General features: G+C 37.4%; 7 protein-coding genes. All 7 read right to left on the bottom strand.

Annotated features, from left to right (window positions below):
* Positions 1-128: 128 nt before the first annotated feature.
* Positions 129-2,150: an aceric acid hydrolase gene (locus tag AC1DVP_RS13160; protein WP_477183935.1), complete on the bottom strand. Its 2,022-nt coding sequence runs from the start codon at positions 2,148-2,150 to the stop codon at positions 129-131.
* Between the two features lie 95 nt (positions 2,151-2,245).
* The gene (locus tag AC1DVP_RS13155; protein ID WP_477183934.1) at positions 2,246-4,699 is read right to left on the bottom strand and encodes a pectate lyase family protein; all 2,454 of its coding nucleotides are present in this window, start codon (positions 4,697-4,699) and stop codon (positions 2,246-2,248) included.
* 12 nt (positions 4,700-4,711) lie between these two features.
* Complete coding sequence (locus AC1DVP_RS13150) at positions 4,712-7,036, bottom strand: DUF5703 domain-containing protein (protein ID WP_477183933.1); 2,325 nt, start codon at positions 7,034-7,036, stop codon at positions 4,712-4,714.
* 235 nt (positions 7,037-7,271) lie between these two features.
* The gene (locus AC1DVP_RS13145) at positions 7,272-8,708 is read right to left on the bottom strand and encodes a sialate O-acetylesterase (RefSeq protein ID WP_477183932.1); all 1,437 of its coding nucleotides are present in this window, start codon (positions 8,706-8,708) and stop codon (positions 7,272-7,274) included.
* Positions 8,705-12,115, bottom strand: coding sequence for a glycosyl hydrolase (locus tag AC1DVP_RS13140; protein WP_477183931.1), 3,411 nt, complete (start codon positions 12,113-12,115; stop codon positions 8,705-8,707). Before AC1DVP_RS13140 ends, AC1DVP_RS13145 begins: the two co-directional genes overlap by 4 nt.
* 104 nt (positions 12,116-12,219) lie before the next feature.
* Positions 12,220-15,495 carry a glycoside hydrolase family 2 TIM barrel-domain containing protein gene (locus AC1DVP_RS13135; protein WP_477183930.1) on the bottom strand — a complete coding sequence of 1,092 codons (3,276 nt, stop codon included), beginning with the start codon at positions 15,493-15,495 and terminating at the stop codon, positions 12,220-12,222.
* Positions 15,495-16,625 (bottom strand): glycoside hydrolase family protein, encoded by a 1,131-nt coding sequence (locus AC1DVP_RS13130; protein WP_477183929.1) that lies wholly within the window; start codon positions 16,623-16,625, stop codon positions 15,495-15,497. The genes AC1DVP_RS13135 and AC1DVP_RS13130 overlap by 1 nt, the downstream gene beginning before the upstream one ends.
* Positions 16,626-16,800: the final 175 nt, after the last annotated feature.

Raw genomic sequence — 16,800 nt, 5'->3', positions numbered from 1 at the left:
AATTGGTGTTTAAAATATTTACTATTATTAAAAAGTATGCATTAAATAATATCAGAAATAATTATTMTTCTMATAAATAAATCAAAAGATATTCATAATCTAAACTTAAATTATAAAGCATAAAAGAATTAATGTGATAACCAAACGGACATTTCTCCTTTACCATGATTACCCCAAGCAAAATAAGGAATTAATTTTATAGTATATTCCTTATTGTCTTTTGCAGAAATGGGTTTGTACAATTTTTTATCCCAAGAATTATCGGGAGTAATTAACGAACTGGCAGTTATACTCAATAATTCTCTGTTACCTATTTTGATAAAATCGGTAGCGAATTTAGAATTTACATTCAAAATGACATCATTCACTTTCACATTCGCAGGAAGCTCGTTTGATTCCAGGCAATACACAATCGGCCCTTTTTTTATGGCAACCTGGTTTTTCACTTCTTCTACTAATGGATTCGCCTGCATCAATTCTACAGGCATTGGGATATTCAATTCGATCACATCTCCTTTTTTCCATTTTTGTACTAATTTTTGGTACGAACCTGAAACAATTGCATCATTAATATTTTTACCATTAACTGAAATTGTTGTTCCCTGACTCCATCCCGGAATTCTTAAAAAAAAAGCATAACTGTCTTTTGGAACTTTTACAATTTTCAACGTAATTTTCCCATCCCAAGGATAATTAGTTTGTTGTTCGATTTCAATTTTTTCACCCGTAAGTGCAATTGAATTCAAATTATTACTTCCGTATAAATTCACATACAGTCCTTCTTTCGAAAAACTATAAGCGTAATTGCTAACCTCAGCAATTGTTCTTGTTACATTAGGAGCACAGCAGTTCGACAAAGCGATATAACCTTCACGTTCTTTGCTCCATCTTTGTTTAAAAGGCAGATCTTTGGAAACATTCAGCGGATTATTATAAAAGAATTCCTTTCCTTCCAGACTAATTCCTGACAACACGCTATTATACAAGGCTAATTCTACAATATCAGCATATTTGGCATCACCAGTAATCTGAAGCATTCTCCAATTCCACAAAACGTTTCCGATGTTAGCACAGGTTTCTGTATGTGCAGTTGCATTTGGCAATTGAAAAGGCCGTCCATATGCCTGATGAATTTTCTGCACATCGGCAGGATTATACGAAGTTCCATCTGGAGAAACACCGTCATACAAAGAACCACAAGCGCCCGTGATGTACATTTTTCGGTAGGTCACATCATCCCAAATCGATTCCAGATTATCCAGTAATTTCTTCTCTCCCGTTTCGGCATATAAATCGGCTACACCTGCGTACAAGTAATTCGCTCTTACCGCGTGCCCCATAGCTGTAGTCTGCTGTCTGAATGGAATTCTGTCCTGATTATCATCGGTTCCATCGTTGGTAGTTCCTCTGATATCGATTAGATTATTGGCTAATTCCAAATATTTTGGATTTTTCGTTGTACGGTACATTTCGACAATTCCCATATAATGTGAAGGACAAATCGCATTTCGGGCTAATTCAGGCGATGCTTTTTTATAGAAATCATACAAGAAATCAGCTACCCCTTTTGCGATTTCCAGAAAATTAGTTTTTCCGGTCGCACGATAATGTATACAGGCAGCAGTCATCAAATGTCCCATATTGTATTTCTCGAAACCTAATTGTTTTTTTACCTCATCAGGTCCTAAAGTTCCCCAGCGTTCGTCGATTAAAACCGGAGTATGTAAGTATCCATCTTTACGTTGCACTTTAGCAAAAAGTGTAATGGCTTCATCCATTTCGGCATCCAGTTTCTTGTCTTTTGTTACCGCATACATCGCCGCCATTCCTTCAAAAATCTTATAAAAATCCCCATCGTGAAAAGAAGGTCCTTTGAAAGTTCCTTTACTTTCACCAGCGGCAATTTCAAAGTTTTTATAGGCATGCGAAATCGAATCATTATGATACAAATCCCACATATACGGCAAAGTATTTTTGGTTTCTACATCAAATTGCTCTTTCCAAAAACCGTTTGTCCATTTCACATCCTGTAGACCTACACTCTGCAATTTAGAATAAGGGCTTTCTGAATTGGCAACCAAACCTTTATTCTGAGCCACAGAAGCAGTTGAAAAAAGTACTGCTGATAACACGATGACTTGCTTTTTCATTTTAATTTTGATTTAATTTTAGAATCTGCTTGATCTGCTAAATCTGCGTGAAAAAATTATAGCACGCAGATTTAGCAGATCAAGCAGATTATTTTTTACTTAACAAAGAAATTAATCGTACGGCTCATTGAATCTCCATCAGCATCTTTAACAGAAATAACAAAAGAACCAAATCCTTTTTCATTTGGCGTAAACTGGGCTTCTTTTCCTTTTAAAACGACTTTACCATTTTTAACTTCTGAAAAAGTGTAAACCGGTTTTTTCTCGTATCCTTTGAAAAAATCTGCCGCGGTCAAACTTGTTTTTTCACCGGCATTTACAAAATAATGAGGCTGTGCCAGCCAGTCTAAATAATTATCCAATTGCGTAAATCCGTCTTTATCGGTATCTGAATTAGCATCTGAAAAATCTCCGGCTTTCGAATTTTCGTTTAAGCCAAACGCTTTTTCCCACCAGTTTGGCAATCCGTCGTGGTCGGTATCCCAATCAGCAGGACGTGTTTCACTGGCAAAATTTGGAAAACCTCCAGCATCAGCTTCGTTATCTATCAATCCTCCTAAACCACTTTTACTTCCTTTGAAAGTATATGTCCCTTTTAAGGTTTCATCAACAATACGGTTATCGTGTTTATCAAAAAATGGCTGATTCGCTCCAACATCCGAAAGTACATTTTTATAAGCTCCTCTCGCCGATTGTGTTGCTACTTGAGATTCAAAAAATGGTTTTGGCAAAAACACCTCATAATCTACAATCGCCTTATTGGATATTGTAAATTTTCTCCCTTTCTCCTGATTTTTTTCATCAAAATAACCTGGCATTACATTTCCGTCAAAATAATATTGCTGTTTTCCTTTACCCACCCCTTCAATCTGAGCATTCAAAGCAACAAATATTGAGGTAGAAGCTCCTGGTTTGTAATAATTATTTACAAAATTCACTTCACTGGCTCCACCATCTGTAGCACGATTTCCCCAATTGTAAACTACATTGTTTCTAATATCTATTTTTCCTCCGTAATATCCATCGCCATTTAAACCTCCTCCTATGCTCCAGTTTCGTCCTTCATTATGTGCTAATAAATTATGGTGAAAACTTCCGATATCACCACCAATAGTAGCCGCATAACCGTGCATTTTTCCGGCTGGATATTTATCATGACCCGCTATATTGAGAGCTTCGGAAATCAAGGTTCTTTGTAACGTAATATGATGTGCGCCACGGGAACTAAAGGATTCATCAATCGTCCAACTGATGGAACAGTGGTCAATAATACTGTAATTGGCACCCGTGAGTCCCATTCCATCATAAGTCGTTCCGCCACCGATTCTAACTTTCAAAAACCGGACAACTCCGTCGTTTCCTGTTAATCCAATTGGAGCACGGCTAATTGTAATTCCTTCACCCGGAGCTGTTTGTCCTGCAATGGTGATATAGGGCTGATTGACCACTAATCGTGAAGCTAGTTTGATATTACCCGAAACATTAAAAACAATGGTTCTCGGTCCGATTTCCTGATTGATGGCATCACGCAAACTTCCCGGTCCATCATCATTCAAATTCGTTACTTCGACTACTTTTCCTCCACGGCCACCCAAAGCAAAACGTCCATAACCTTCTGCTCCCGGGAAAGCCAATTGTGCGGGTTTGAACGACCAGACATTTCCTAAAGTCACATCCCCTTTGCTGTCCACTTCATCCACACGCCAGTAATAGGTCGAACCACTGTGCAAATCGGTAAGTGGAAATTGGGTTGTGCTTAGCTTTCCTTTAAATTCTTTTGAAAATTCATTGGCATTGGCAACCGCATTAGTGTTTTCTCCAAAATATAAATCATGAGCGACTGCTTTTTTGGAAGCATCCCATTCCAACACTATTTTTTTGTCAACAGCTACAATGTGCTCGTTTCTGTTTTCCGGTTTAGGTGTACGTGCCTGATTCATCAAATTTGGTGAATCAATTTCAAAACCGTTGATAACAATTTGCTTTACAACATCAGGATTTGTAGTTGGATCGATTTCAAAACGAACAATTACATCCTTTCCTTTTTCTACAGTAAAAGGAATATACGCCATCGTCGCATCAATTTTTGCGTTCGCTCTCTGACTTGCATTTACCGTTTCCTCCAATTTTCCGTTCACATAGATTTTAATTGGGGAAAAAGTCTTTCCTGTAATCACATCAAAGGCATTATGAAAAGTCAAAAGCGTGTGTTTTCCTTCTTTCAATCCGCTGATTTTCAATTCCAAATTTTCAGCTGTAACTAAACCGTCGCTTCCTAATCTGTTGTAATGAGGTGCATTCATTCCTACTTTATACCATTTTGAAGTAAAATTTCCTTTCAATTTGAAGATTACATTATTAAAAGATTTCTCTGCTTCTTTTTGATCGTTAACCACCCAGGATTCGTAACCCGGATCGTGAACTTCTTCCAATCTTCGTTGAAAAAAGTCAAAATCGACTTTTACAATTTGTTTGTCGGTATTCTGCGCCTGCCCGTTTGCTGTCAAAAGCATTCCCAAAGCAAAAGTGCCCGCTAATTTCTTTATCATTTTCTTTTAATTTTATTTTATTTTTTCTTCTGCTGATGTATTCAACAGATTGATTATATCCTTTTTCCTGTCTTCAGGAATCACTTTTAAACCTTTCAATTCACCGTTTATGAGTTCAGCCTCGACGGTGGTGTTTTGAGTAGCATGTAATTTGAAATGTACATTCCAGTCTTTTGGCCAGGCCGGAAAAAGATAAATTTTCCCATCAGCTTCCTGCAAAAGCATTTCCTGCATACCAATCATTCCCGAACCTCCCCAATTATGATCCGGAACCCAGTCAAATCCCGGTCCCCAAAATGCCGGAAATCTTCTTTCTGAATTTGCCATTTTCAACAAATTGTATTTTTTTGCTTCTGCAGTTAATCCCAAACGAGCTGAAAAAATATTGTCCTGTTTCCAGCCAATATGGCTTCTGAATTTTATCGCATCTATATCATATTTCCAAGTGTTCAAAGCGGTTTGCAAATCAGGTTTCCCAATACCGTAAATTCCCCAAGGATAAACGGGATACAATTGTGGTACTTCGGAATTATTGATGCGTTCCCAGGATTTGGCCGGTAGTAAAACTTTATGGTTTTCGATTTGACCAAAATTCAAAGGCGGAATTCGTTTTTGAAAGCCTTTCAAATATTCCGTTTCTTCTTTGGATAATTGTGTTGAAGAAAGATTTAAAAGCTGTTCTGTAATTACGGTCAAAGCCGATATGGTACTATTCGCATTATTTGCCATTTTATACGTTTCCGCTCCCGAACCCGGAAAAAGAATCAAATGTCCGTTTCCGTCCAATGCTTTCCTTCCTCTTTGCTTTGCCAAATATTGATAATGTTCATCAAAAAATCGCAGACAACTGATGATAAACGAATTGTAATTTTGAATATCCTCTTTCGCATATTCTTTCTGTTCCAACATCATTTTACAAAACTCAAAAACCGTGTCCCATTCGTATTCCAGCCAGGCGTTGTATTCCATTCCCGGATCATAATCGGCTGGGCGTTTCCATTCGTATTCGGCTGGATTGGGTAAACCAAAATTTTCCAATTGTTCTGTAAATGATGCTCCGCCGTGTTTCCAATAGACCTGTGAACGCAATTCGGCATTTTTCTGCAAACCCAAATAATAATCCAATTGCGATTTCATCATATCAAAGTCACCGCTTTTCACCATCGGAAAATAAACCAATCGCTGGTTTTGAGCCGTCATCGTTCCGCCTCCCCAATTTCTGAAATCAGGGGTAAAATTCAAATCAGGATTCGTAAAAACCGGATCAACTGTAAACAATCCGCCGTTGAATTTGGTTGGATATTTTCCGTACGCATTACAGCCCAGCATATAGCGGAACAATTGATAATTCTGCCCGATTTGATACACCGAATCTTTTGAAGTGGATTGATTTTTTTGTGTATAAATAAAACTGCGGTTCCAGAAATCATTCCACCATCTTATTGTATTTTTTTCAGCTTGTTTTCCCTTGATTTTATATTCTGAAATTTGATTTTTTAAATCTTTACTCCAAGAGTTGGTATCAGATTGATTCGTGTATAAATGAATTTGGAAAGTTTGTTTTTTGGAAGGTTTAACACTCGACAAACTAAATCCTTTGAAATCTGTGTTTTGATAAGTCCCTGAATACGTTCCGTCTGGTTTCAAATTATCACCTGTCATAAATCCTCCGAAAGTCAAATTCGCCAATGGATTCATCATTTGATCTTTTATCGATTCCATTTTCTGCTGTTTTACAGCTACATCAAAAACAGTTTGCTCACGATTTCTGTGATAAAACTGAACTCCGTTATTTTCAAAAGCAATGGAATCTTTGAATGTTACAATTTCGCCTTGCGGAGCCCATTTATAAGAATTCGCATTATTGGCTTTTCCTTTGGAATCCCTGTTTTTATAACGCCAGCTTTCATACGAAGCCGTCATTTTTAAAGCTGTTTTACTTTCTAAATCCAGATGAATTATGGGTTTGAAAACATCAACCCAAAGTTTAATTTTAGTATCCTTTTGAGTAATCGAAATATAACTGTCTTTCAAAACCAATTCCTGGCGAAATCCTTCATTATCTTTAAAAGGATTTGGAGTCAAAGTTACTTTTACACGACCTAATTTCAATAAGGTGTTATGTTCGTCAAAAGTGCCACTTCGGGAAAAATAAAAATACAAATCGCCTTTTTCTACCCAGACATTCAAACCAATATCGCCACCACCCAAAGGCATCGATTCTGATGCATTGTTACTTTGTGTTGTCCAGATTTGATTGTAATTATTGAGCGCAGGGATTTGCGCCTTTACTAAAAGCGTACTAATTAGAAAAAATAGAATTATTGTATTTTTCAAATTTCTTTATTTATAATTTGCTTGATCTATTAAATCTGTGTGCTATTATTTTTCACGCAGATTTAGCAGATTTGGCAGATATTTTATTTTTTTAGTCTACTTGTCATTTCGACGAAGGAGAAATCACACTAGTAATTCGACAAAGATTGGCGCTTTTAGGGACGGAGTTTCGTGTGTGATTTCTCCTTCGTCGAAATGACAAACTAAGTGCTAAACTCATTACTCATAACTCCTACTACCAATCATCTGTTCTAAAAGACGAAATTGGCAAACCTCCTCCACTAAATAATTCTGCTTTTACAAAATCCTTAAATAAATAACGCACTGCAACTGGCTTGGTTACTTTATCAGAAGTCAAAACCACCGATTTTCTACGCACAACCGTTTTTGCCGGATAGAAAATTTTGTCTTCTCCCGCCAATTCAAAGCCGGTTACTTCTTTGTCATAAGCCGTAATTCCGTTTTCAACATTATCAAAAGAAACGGTTACAGAACCGTCTTTTATTTCCATCGATTTGTATCTTGGGCTTTCGAATTCGAAGCCTTCGATTCCATAGGTTTTTGCCAAAGCCTGAAATGCCAAACGGTTTCCTCCTTTTTCCTTGTCCATTGGGTGGATGTTATTTTCTTCACCAACATCCATCAAAACTGCCATTCCCGAATTCGGAATTTCCTGTGAAGCCTTCAGTTGTGCTTCTCTCAAATAAGCCGAATTGTATTTCTCTAAATTGTCTTTTGGATGAAATTGTGCATAATTAAACGGGGCGATTTGTGCATAGTAGAAAGGAAAATCATCACCTTGTTTCCACAAACTTCTCCAACTGCTGACCATCTTTTTCATCAAAGCCGTATATTCAGAAGCTCGTTCGTAATTCGATTCGCCCTGATACCAAATACAGCCTTTGATTCCGTACCCAATAACTGGCGAAAGCATTCCGTTAAACAAAGTCGTAGGAACACGATTTGGGTCTTTTGCCAATTCTTCTTTAGTAGTTGGAATTTTAGCGCTTGCAAAATCTTTCAGCATTTCCTGATTCATCCAGGCTTCCATACTTGAACCGCCATACGAAACGTGAATCAATCCAACCGGAACTTGTAAAACTTCCTGTAAAAGTGAGCCGAAATACCAGGCAGTCGCACTAAAATTAGCCGTAGATTTTGGTGAAGCAACTTCCCATTTTCCTTCAAAATCATCCTTAGGTTCTAAAACGGTAGCACGTGGAATCGTAATTAAACGAATGTTTTTATTGGTCGATCTGACAATAATTTCGTTTCCGTTTTTTACAGGCTGACCCTGAAAACCTTTCAAAGGCATTTCCATATTAGACTGACCAGAGCATAGCCAGACTTCGCCAATCAATACATTTTTTATCACAATGGTTTCTTTTCCCTGATTGACTTCAATCGTAAAAGGCCCACCTGCCACAGGAGTCTGTAATTCTACACGCCATTTTCCCTGATTATCGGCTTTTGTTTTGTAGATTTTAGAATTCCAAGATATTTTTACACTCACGTTTCCATTCTTATCTGCCCAGCCCCACATTGGTGCATTCGATTTTTGCTGTAACATCATATTGTCAGTAAACAATGCCGGCAGTTTGATTTTTGCATTGATTTGAAAGCTTACTAAAATCAAAAAAATCGCAATAATATGGTTTCTAAAATGTATCATTTCTTTTCTGTTTTTTCTTTTACAATCGTAACCGGCCCCAATAATCCCGCTTTCAGCAATGGTTCTCCCTCCAATCTAAAAGGAGCGGTTGTCCACGTTAACCTTTCTTCTTTTGGTAATTTCTCGTCACCAATTAATCGGTTGGCCCAGGTATTGGTGATTTTAATTTCTATTTTGTTTTTTCCTTTTTTTAAGGCTTCTGAAATATCTATTTTGTATGGAAAAGTCCAGATTGTTCCGCAGTCTTTTCCGTTGATATTTACCTCAGCAATATTGGCAATTGTACCCAAATCCAGCCAAATTTTATAATTGGTTTTTCCTTTCCAGACAAACTCTTTTTTATAAAGTACTGTTCCCGAATAATATTTTATCTGATCATTTTCAGAAGTACTCCAGTCGAAAAGTTTGTTCGTTTTTACGACTTCTTTCGGACCTTTAGATTCAGGATCAAACTGCAATTCCCAATTTTCATCTAAAGTCTGAACCGTTTCAAATTCCGAATTATTTCGTGTTGCTTTAACAGAAATCATTTCGGTTTTATCTTTAAAAATCACAAAACCGGATTCATTTTCAGCTAATGAAATTGTAACAATTGTTCTTCCGTTTTCGATTTTCCAACTGGTTAAAGCCGATGTTTTGTCAGTAACAGGATTGTACCAAACCGGAATTTTCCCATCTATTCTAAATGAAGCTTCAAAAGAACGTTTTTCCTCTTTTTGATTTGAAAGAAAATAAATATCCTCAGTTTCAGATTTACGATGCGTCCAGGCAATAGTTTGTGAATCGGCTCTGTTTAATTTTGGAAAATAAATGTCCTGCGTAATTCCGATTTCTGCAAAATCATTTCCTAAATACGGTAACTTAATAACAGTACCCTTTCCTATTTTCCATGTTGATGAATTAGCGTTATTCCAAATTTCATCAATAACATTCAGCCATTTTTTATGATCGGATTCTGATTGAATTCCCGGCTGAATGTTTGGTTTTTCATCCACAAAAATCGTTGCACCATTATTTAGCAATTGCAGGATTTTTTCGGCGGAAGCCAAAGAAATCATTTTGTTGGGAGCCATTTTATGACTTCCCGGAAACAATAAAGCCCCGTATTCAATTCCGCCACCAAAAGTGATTTTTCCGTTTTCTATTTTCGCACGATTGATCAAAACATCAGCATTGAATGAATCGTATTGATATCCATTTAAAGGATTAATCCATTGCGATAAATCGGTAATATTTTTAGAATACGTCACTTCTTTCGGCATTTTTGCAGTGGGCTGACCCTCATTTTCTAATCTTAATTTTTCACTTTCCAGTCTTTCTTTGCCAAACACATTCGGAATAAACGGCACTAAACGATCCGGCACAAAAGAGCGTGAAGGAAAATCTTCGCCAATAAAAACTGCTAAATCTATAACCGGTTTTCCTTTTTGCAATTGTAATTGTACTCTTTGGCAATAGTCAAACCAAGCTTTTCCGAGTTTCCACCAGGTTTGGTCTCTTTGGAAAAAAGTTCCGATATCGTCTAAAGTCATTCCAGGTTTTCTATCCGTCCAAGGATTATGTACGAAAACATGATAAAACAATCGGTTAATTCCTAAAGCATAATTTCTGTCCGCCAGCGTCTTTAAATTCCCCGGATGTTCGTCCCAATCCATTCGTAAAGCCGTAAAAGATTCTGCCTGAATGATATCTTTTCCGTAAATATGCCCGCCTGAAATAGCATCGATCATATCAAACGGTTTATCGTGTGTCGGGCTTTTTAACCAAAATTCGCCTCCCGGATAATCAACATATTTATAATGCAACAAAGCATCACTCATCATAGTTGGTGCCACGTTTTCTGAACTTAATTTTACATTATTTTCTTTGGCAATCTGGGCAACAGTTCCGTAGAAATTATCTGCTACTAATTCGGAAATTGTTTTTCGGACATCGTATAAAACTTTCTCTGAAACCTCAGCACTTTCAATTGGAATTCCTGCCATTACAGGCAAATAATCTACCAAATTATAACCGCGTCTTTTTTGAAATTCGGCCTGAAAAACCGAGGACCAGTTTTGGCTTCCGCATTCCCAACTATCAAAATGCAGAATTTCTAAAGTTTTAGAAGCCAAGTCAGGCCCGATTGTACGAATCATTTCACCAAACCAATGATCGAGTTGAAAACGAATTAACTCAGGATTAAATTTGTCTACTTCCAAACCTTTTCCTGCTCCGCCCGTTGCATTTTCATGTCCGGTAGAAGTATGTCCCATTCGGATAATTTTCCATTTTCCTTTGGGTGCTTTCCAGTTTAAATTTCCGTTGGCATCTACTAAATTGGTAATGTTGATGATTTCAGATTTTTTGAAGGACTCGGAATTCGGAATTTGTTTTGAAGAAGTTTCCGGACTTAGACGCCAAACGGCTCCTGATTTTCCTTCGAAATTATCTATCAACGCCTGATTCGAAAGTGTAATTTTACTCACTTTCAGATTCTGTTTCCATTTCGCAAAATCCAAATCTTCAGCACCGGGTTCTGTTCCAACCGGATCATAAACAAATCTGAAATATTTTGCGGTGACTGGTGTAATGGTATGTGTGTGTGAAAAATCCATGTCCTGCCAACCGTGGCGCGGGGCAACCATTCTTTCGTGAAATTTAAAATTAACTCCATCATTACTAACCTCAACAATTAAACGCTGTGCCTGAAAATCTCTTCCTTTGGTTTCGATTACAATGGATTTGCAGGTAAACGGTTTTTCAAATTCATATTGAATCCAGCCTTTCTCGGCAAACTTAAAATTTTCATCCTTTTTAGGATCAGCCAAAAACGAAGCATCTGTATTATTAGATGTTGTAACTTTTGGTAATAGAATTTGCGAGTTGGTTTGATATTCTTTTATCGGAATAGCAAAAGTCGCAATGTCTTTATAATAATCTTTGTAATGTTCCGGAACTGGTAATTTTGTATTAATCGATTTTCCTCCTGCAATTTCTATTGTTGACCAAACGATTTTTTGCATCGACATTTCAGGTGTAATCCAGGGTCCGCCTGCAACGGCAAAACCATCGGCTCCGTGAAAAGCAATTTTCAATCCTAATCGGTTGGCTTCTTTAAAAGCCCAATGAATCATATCCCAAAATTCGGGTGTCAGCTGTAAAACTGGTGGATCTATTAATGGCGGATTTGCCGGACCTTTGATAGTCATTAAATAGGCACCTGCAATCCCGGCTTGTTTCATCGCTTCTAAATCGGCTGTGATTCCGGGTTTGGAATATGCCGATTTCATCCAATACCAATACACCCAGGGTTTTGAGGATTCGATTGTTGGTTGAAACGATATATTTTCTTTTTTATGGACTTCCTGTGCGGAAATGATTCCCGCAAGGAGTAAGATAAAAAAGAGGTGTTTTTTTTGAAACATTGCTGAATTTACTTTTATTAAATCCGCTGAATCTGCTAAATCTGCGTGAGTATATTTTTTGCACGCAGATTTAGCAGATTAGGCAGATTCTTTTTTATTTTTTTCTAATACTTAAACTTCTTCAAACTACTTCCCAATTGATTTTTTGAACCGCTGAAAGGTGTCAAATAAAAACTATATTGATAATCTCCTGACTTAATCTGATATTGTTCAATTGGCTGTGCAACCAATGTCCAGCTGTCGTTTCCTCCCACTCCCATCTGCATTAAATCAATATTTACTGTCAAAAATCCCGGATCTTTTAGATCGTAAGTATGTGAAGCTCCGCTTAAATTTTCCTGTGTGTAAGGCCATGCGCTCATGCTCAAAACTTTGGTATCATTTGTAATTAAAAAACCTTGATTTTTCTGAGGGGTTGTAAGCGCCATCCATCTTACATCACATCTGTTTCCGTTTTCCTGCGGTTTTGGGTAATGTTCGATAAAATCATTTATTGGAAGCGAATATTTGCCAACAAACGAACCGAAACTTCTGTCGTTGTAATTTTCCAATTCTCCTTTTCCGTACCATGAAATTTGGTCAAACTTTCTTTGAACTCCCATCTGCATTCCTATTTTTGGAATGTTAGGCAGTTTGTCCGAAGCTTTTAAACTGTAGTTTACTTTTATCACGCCATCTGGTTTGATATTGTACACTACTTTTACGCTCGCACTGTCTTTTATGATTTCGTAATCGCTTGTGATTTTGATTTCAGAAGCTGATTTATCAATTGAAATATTGACCAATTTAGGTTTTACTTTATACCATTGTTTCAACAGCTTTTGCGATTTCCATCCTCGTTTGTCATTATCCGTAAGCGGTCTAACGAAATTTGGAAGCAAAGGTGCAAAAACCTGTTCTTCTCCGTTGAAAACATACGAACTCAAGGCTCCGTTTGTTTTATTAATTTTTATATCGAAAGCTTTTCCTTTGATGTTAAAATCTGAATCTGATTCGGAAACATTTAGATTTCCTTTTTTGGATTCTAAAACAACTTCTTTCTTTTTCAGCAGAAACTGATCTTCTGCGACAGCGTATCCTTTTGAAGCCCAAAGTTCATCTTTCGAAAGCTGGAATTCGATATTCAAAATGTACTCTGCATCTGCTTTCATTTTTGGAAGATACTGACTTACATTTAAAGTGGTCGATTGTCCTGCTTCTACATTGAAAGGTTTTAAAATTTGCGTCTTGATCACATTTCCGTTTTCCAGAATTTTCAAAACCGGAATGTAATCTGCTAAAGATTTTACAGCACTGCGATTTTTTATTTCTAATTGATTATTCTCTTTCAACGTTGAAGTTGCGGGCTGATACACCCATTTATTTTCAAAAAGTGAACCTTTTGGTTTTCCGTTGGAATCGACAATTCCTTTGGTATTGAAATTTCCATCGTGGTATCTTTCACCAAAATCTCCACCGTGAGCAAAATAATTCTGACCTGATCTGGAATCGAATTTCACCAATCCCTGATCTTTAAATTCCCAGATACAGCCTCCAATCACTCTTGGAAGTGAACGGAATTCATCCCATAATTCTTTTAAATTTCCAACGGAATTCCCCATTGCGTGTGAGTATTCCACAAAAATAATTGGTCGGGTATCTTTTTTCTGATCCACTAAAAATTTCGGAGTGAAAACACCTGGATAAAAACGGCTGACCATATCGACATACGAATCATCCTGCGGGTTTTCGAATCGGTAGGCGTGATCGATTGTTTTAGGATATCCCGGGTCAAGCGGATCGATATAACCGTCTAATTTTGCATTCCCCTGTGCAGGCTCATAATGTACGGGACGTGTAATGTCAAAATCGTGAACCCAACCTGACATTGCGGAATGATTTGGTCCTTTTCCGCCTTCGTTACCCAAACTCCACATTACCACCGATGGGTGATTTTTATCTCTTTCGACCATTCGGGACATACGTTCCAAATAAGCGTTTGTCCATTTTGGGTCATTGGCTAATTTTCCGCCAATTCCGTGAGTTTCCTGATTGGCTTCGTCCATCACCATAATTCCGTATTGATCGCATAATTCATAAAAATAGGGATCGTTTGGATAATGGCTGGTCCGGATAAAGTTGAAATTGAACTTCTTAATCGTTGTAATATCTTGTTTGATATCTTCTCTTGTTACCGCTTTTCCACGGATTGGATTATGATCGTGACGGTTTACGCCATATACGTACGTCTCTTTTCCGTTGATTAACATTTTACCGTTTTCTTTCGAAAATTCGATCGAACGAACACCTACTTTACAGCTTTTCGCTTCTGTGATGTTACCGTTTTTATCTTTTATGGAAATGACCATCGTGTATAAATTCGGCTCTTCAGAACTCCATTTTTTTGGATTTTTGATAGTTTCCTGAAAAAATCCAAAACGCACATTGTCTAGACGCGGGTAACTTTCGTTGATTAAATCAATCACAGGCCTTTGAAGCGGTTCTTTGAACATCGCCACATTGTTGGCATCGTACAACTGAACATTCATAGTGTAATCTTTGACTTTTTCTCCAGTCAGATTCTCTACTTTTGGACGCACTTTAAAAATAGCATCTGTGTATTGTTTATCTAATTTCGTTTGCACAAAGAAATCCTGAATACGCAGTTTTGGCTCTGCCATAATAAACACTTCACGCTGGATTCCGCTCATACGCCAATGATCCTGATCTTCGAGATACGAACCATCCACCCAACGGATTACCTGAACCGAAACCACATTTTCTCCCTCTTTTAAATAAGGTGTAATATCAAATTCCGAAGGCAAACAACTGTCTTCTCCATAACCCAAAAACTCTCCATTCAGCCAAACCTGAAAACCGGAACTTACTCCGCCAAAATGCAAGGTCACCGTCATATCTTTCCAATTGGCAGGAATGGTAAAACTGTGTTGATACGAACCAATCCCATTATAATCTTTAGGAATGTAAGGCGGATTTATTGGCCGAAACGGATAAACGGCACTTTTATAAATTGGATTATCATACCCTTTCATTTCCCAGTTGGAAGGGACTTCAATTTTATCCCAGCCTGAAACTGTGGCTTTATAAAAATCTTTTGATGCTTTTTCAAGATTCACCGCGTATTTAAAATCCCAATCGCCGTTCAGCATTTGAATTCGGCTTTTGGTTCTGTCGCCTTTTAGCGCATCTTCAACACTCGTGTACGAATATGCTGTTGCTCTCGAAGGCTGTCTATTAATACTGGTAACTGTTGGATCTTCCCAAGGAGCAAACTCGTATTTTTTGTGCAATTCAGGAATTCCTGCAGGTTCGCCGGTTACGGATTGCGCTTGGACAGTTATTCCAAATAATATAAAAATTAGTACCTTAAAATTATTCATTATTTCTTCTCTTTTTTCTCTGGCGGAGCCACAAAATTCATTTTACTTTTCCCTAAATCCTTCGAAGTTGCTACTGCAATTCCTCTTTGTTCTGCTTTGTTCACTGCGCAGTAAAAATGATAGACAACGCCGTCGTGTTTTACCACAAATGATTTGTGCGCAAACATATTGTCATAAGGCTCAGAAGATTTAATTAAATCATCGCCTTTCCAGTCGATCCAGTTTACTAAATCATTTGAAACTGCAAAACGGTTAAATGCACCTTGATTCCAACCCGTCCAAAAAGCTCCAAAATAGAACATCACCCAAGTATCATTAATACGCTGAATATAGGCATCTCCCGAGATTCCTTTATGATGATTGATTAATGGTTTATTGCCATATCGCTTCCATTGTTTCATATCGTTCGATACTGCCATCGCAATACGCTCTGCGCCTTTTGCAGGATTTAAACTATCGCCACGGGCATTATAATACATGATAAAATTGTGTCCTGTTACTTTATCCTTATCACGAATCACACTGTTTTTGTACATCGTACTATTATCCCACCACTTAGCGTCTTTATCTTTTGGTGTCAAAACTGGATTTTCCAATCTTTGAAATTCGTGTGGTTTTGTCGGGGCTTCTTTAGTATAAGCCATTCCGATTGATAAAACACCAGCTTCATATCCCTTAGTATTCCCGCCAAAATAACTCATCCAGTATTTGTCATCGTATTTTTCCCATTCGTAACTTCCGCCCCAGGTTGGATCTTGTAGTGAAATATATCCTGCTTTTTGGTTCACGTCCCAGTGTTTTTCATTTTCTGAAAAGGACATTACTTTTCCTAAATACTTCCAATGCAATAAATCATCGCTTTCTGCCAGCCAGGTTTCGTAGCCTCTTCCATCGTAAATTAAATAGGTCATAAACCATTTTCCGTCTTTTCGGAACACGCTCGGGCAGTCCATTTTATAGGAGTTGTCCGTTGGAACCATTACCAAACCGTATTTGTAAGGCGTTTTGATTTCGTTGTAAATCTCCTGCATTACGGTTTCGTTGATTTCCCTTTTTTTGTATTTGGTGGCACAACTCGCTATCAGCAAAGCTGTGATTCCAATTACGATATATTGTATTCTATTTTTCATTTCAAATAATTTGCTTCAATGGAACGCGGATGACACGGATTAAACTGATTAAAGCGGATTTTTTTCTTTAATCTATCAACATAAAACCTGCTAAATCTGCGTGCTATATTTTTTCACGCAGATTTAAAAGGATTTTTGCAGATTTCTATTATTTTGAATTATTAAAAACCCGTTT

The sequence above is a fragment of the Flavobacterium sp. P3_A6 genome, from assembly GCF_056403035.1.
Note: the sequence above shows the minus strand (reverse complement) of the source record. Positions and strands in the feature narration are given on the sequence as shown.